Here is a 2,818-nt window from a genome sequence, read left to right as displayed (position 1 = left end):
AATCGCCGCGCCTGGGTTCTCCCGTGAAAAAGTCCTGGCCACCGTGGTGATGCTGCTGGACGCCACATTGATCCGCGTCGGCAACACCCAATATGCCCGCGACAACAAATCCTACGGGCTGACCACCCTGCGCAACCGCCATGTGGACATCAAGGGCAGCGAAATCCAGTTCCAGTTTCGCGGCAAGAGTGGCGTCGAGCACCAGGTCAGCGTCAAGGACCGGCGCCTGGCCACGGTGGTCAAGCGTTGCCTTGAACTCCCGGGCCAGAATCTGTTTCAGTACCTGGACGAAGACGGCGAGCGCCACACCGTCAGTTCCCACGACGTGAATGCCTATTTGCACAGCCTCACCGGCGCCGATTTTACCGCCAAGGACTACCGCACCTGGGCCGGCACGGCGATGGCCCTGGCGGTGTTGCGCGAATTGGAATGGCAGCCCGAATCCGATGCCAAGCGGCATGTGGTGGCGATGGTCAAGGATGTTGCCAAGCAGTTGGGCAATACGCCAGCAGTGTGCCGCAAGTGCTATATCCACCCGGCGGTGTTGGAGCATTTCAGCCTGGGCGAGCTGTCCAAGCTGCCCAAGCCACGGATGCGCAAAGGCCTTAAAGCCGAAGAAGTCGCGCTGGCGATGTTCCTGGAGCAATTGGCCGCCGACTTGCCCAAGCACGCCTAGCTGAGTTAGCCTGCGGGTCCCTTCTGACTCACGGGATGAGCGCCGACGTGAACAACTAAGCCTTCCAAAATGTATTTGCAACGAGCCGCCTGGCGCGCTTGTTGGCCTGTTCGACATTTTTTTGGAGGTGCTGATGACTGACGTCAAACGCCTGCCCGTATTGGTTTCCCTGCAACACGTGTCGTTCCAGTTCGCCAATGGCGAAACCTTGCTGGACGACCTCACCCTGTCCATTGATTACACACCCACCGGGATTGTCGGCCGTAATGGTCGCGGCAAAAGTATCCTGGCGCGCTTGCTGGCCGGCGTACTTGCGCCCTCTTGCGGTACGCTCGATGGCAAGGCCCGCGTAGCCTACGTCGCACAGAGCCTGACGCTGCAACCGGGAGCAAGCCTTGCGCAGATCACCGGTACTGCCCAGGCATTGGCCGCGCTTGAGCGCATGGCCCGAGGCGAGGCCTGGGCCGGTGACCTTGAGCTGATTGACGATCGCTGGGACCTTGCCGAACGCTTGCGTGCCGCACTTGATGACGCGGGTTTACACGTACTCGGTTTTGAAGCCCCAGCCACTCAACTGAGTGGCGGCCAACTGGCCAGGGTTGTCGTAATCGGTGCGCTATTGGCCGCGCCGGATCTGCTGGTACTGGATGAGCCCACCAACCACCTCGACAGCCATGGGCGCGAGTGGCTGCTGCGGGTTTTGAGCAACTGGCGCGGCGGCTTGGTGGTGGTCAGCCATGATCGACAGCTGCTCAATACCCTGGCGCGTATCGTCGAACTGTCGCCCCTTGGCATGCGTGTGTATGGCGGCAATTACGCTGCCTATCGCCAGCAGCGCGATACCGAACAACACGCTGCCGCCATGGCACTTGAGCATGCTCGCCTGCAACGCAGCCGCGAGCGCAAGCGCCTGCAAAAGGATCACGACAGCCTGCAACGCAATGCCGCACGCTCACGCAAGCATGCCGAAACCGCCAACGTTGATCGCTTTACCAAAGCCCGCTGGAAAGGCGCCGCCACGGAAATCGTCAGCACGGTGCGCAGCGCTCACCACGCCTATAAAAATGAGCTGGATGGGCAGGTGCGCCAAGCCTATGCGCGTGTCGTCGATGAAACCCCCACGTTGCTCGCCCTGCCCGGCTCGGCCTTGCCCAACGGCCGCCACGTACTCACCCTGGAAAATGCCCAACTGCCGTGGCTCGACCCACACCAGCCAGCCACTTACCTGACGCTCAACTTGAACGGCCCGGTACGCGTGGCCGTGCGTGGGCCAAACGGTTGCGGCAAGTCCACGCTGCTCAAGCTGCTGGCCGGCCAATGGCAAGCGGTCAGCGGCGCCTGCACGGTGTCGATACCCGCCGCGTATATCGATCAGCACCTGGCGCTGCTGATGGATGAGCGCTCCATCGTCGAACAACTCAACCTGCTCGACACGCCCCTGGCCGAAGCCGAGCTGCGCACGCGCCTGGCCTTGTTGCAACTGGACGCCCTGCGCGTCACCCAACCCACCGGCCAACTGAGCGGTGGCGAACGCTTGAAAGCCGCCATGGCGATCGCCTTGTGGCGCGATTCCCCGGCGCAACTGCTATTGCTGGACGAGCCCACCAACCATCTGGACCTGGAATCGGTACTGGCCTTTGAGCAGGCGCTGCGCGGGTTTAGCGGGGCCATTGTTGCGGTGTCCCATGACGAGGCGTTCATCCAGGCGATCCGGCCGACCCACCACTTGATCTGGCAGCACACCGGCTGGCGACTGGAAAGTGTCTGAGGTCATTGCATGCACCGCCAAAGCGTCCTACGGTAGTGGCCGAATAATCTCACCGCGGAGCCCGATCCTATGTTGCCTTCGTCCCAAAGGCTTTATGCCAATGCAGCGCTTGCCCATCGCCAACGCTGGCGCGGGCGGGTCGGATTGATGCTGGTGGCCAGCCTGTCGGTGCTGGCGGGCATGACCGATGCGATTGGCTTTATGGCCAGCGGGGATTTTGTTTCATTCATGAGCGGCAACACCACGCGCCTGGCGGTGGCAATCAGCGCCGGTGACCTGGGCCTGACCGGGCGCCTGCTGTTGCTGGTGGCGGTATTTGTGCTGGGCAACGCCTTGGGGGTGGTGGTCAGCCGCTTCAGCCGCCGGCATGCGCT

The 2,818-nt window shown here is 62.4% G+C and carries 3 protein-coding genes; all 3 read left to right on the top strand.

Translation table 11 applies throughout. The annotated features are described in order from the left end of the window. Positions 1-676: DNA topoisomerase IB (locus FEM54_RS29675; RefSeq protein ID WP_138453969.1), on the top strand; the 676-nt coding region annotated here is incomplete at its 5' end. 133 nt (positions 677-809) lie between these two features. Beyond that, positions 810-2,444, top strand: a complete 1,635-nt coding sequence (locus FEM54_RS29670) for an ABC-F family ATP-binding cassette domain-containing protein (protein ID WP_138453968.1) — start codon at positions 810-812, stop codon at positions 2,442-2,444. 69 nt (positions 2,445-2,513) lie between these two features. Then, a partial coding sequence (locus tag FEM54_RS29665; protein ID WP_138453967.1) for a DUF1275 family protein occupies positions 2,514-2,818 on the top strand: 305 nt, incomplete at its 3' end.

Source organism: Pseudomonas edaphica (assembly GCF_005863185.1).
Lineage (GTDB): Bacteria > Pseudomonadota > Gammaproteobacteria > Pseudomonadales > Pseudomonadaceae > Aquipseudomonas > Aquipseudomonas edaphica.
This window is presented reverse-complemented; position numbering and strand designations above follow the sequence as displayed.

Coding starts and splice junctions, on each gene's coding strand:
- FEM54_RS29670 (WP_138453968.1), top strand. CDS start 810: ATGACTGACGTCAAACGCCTGCCCGTATTGGTTTCCCTGCAACACGTG.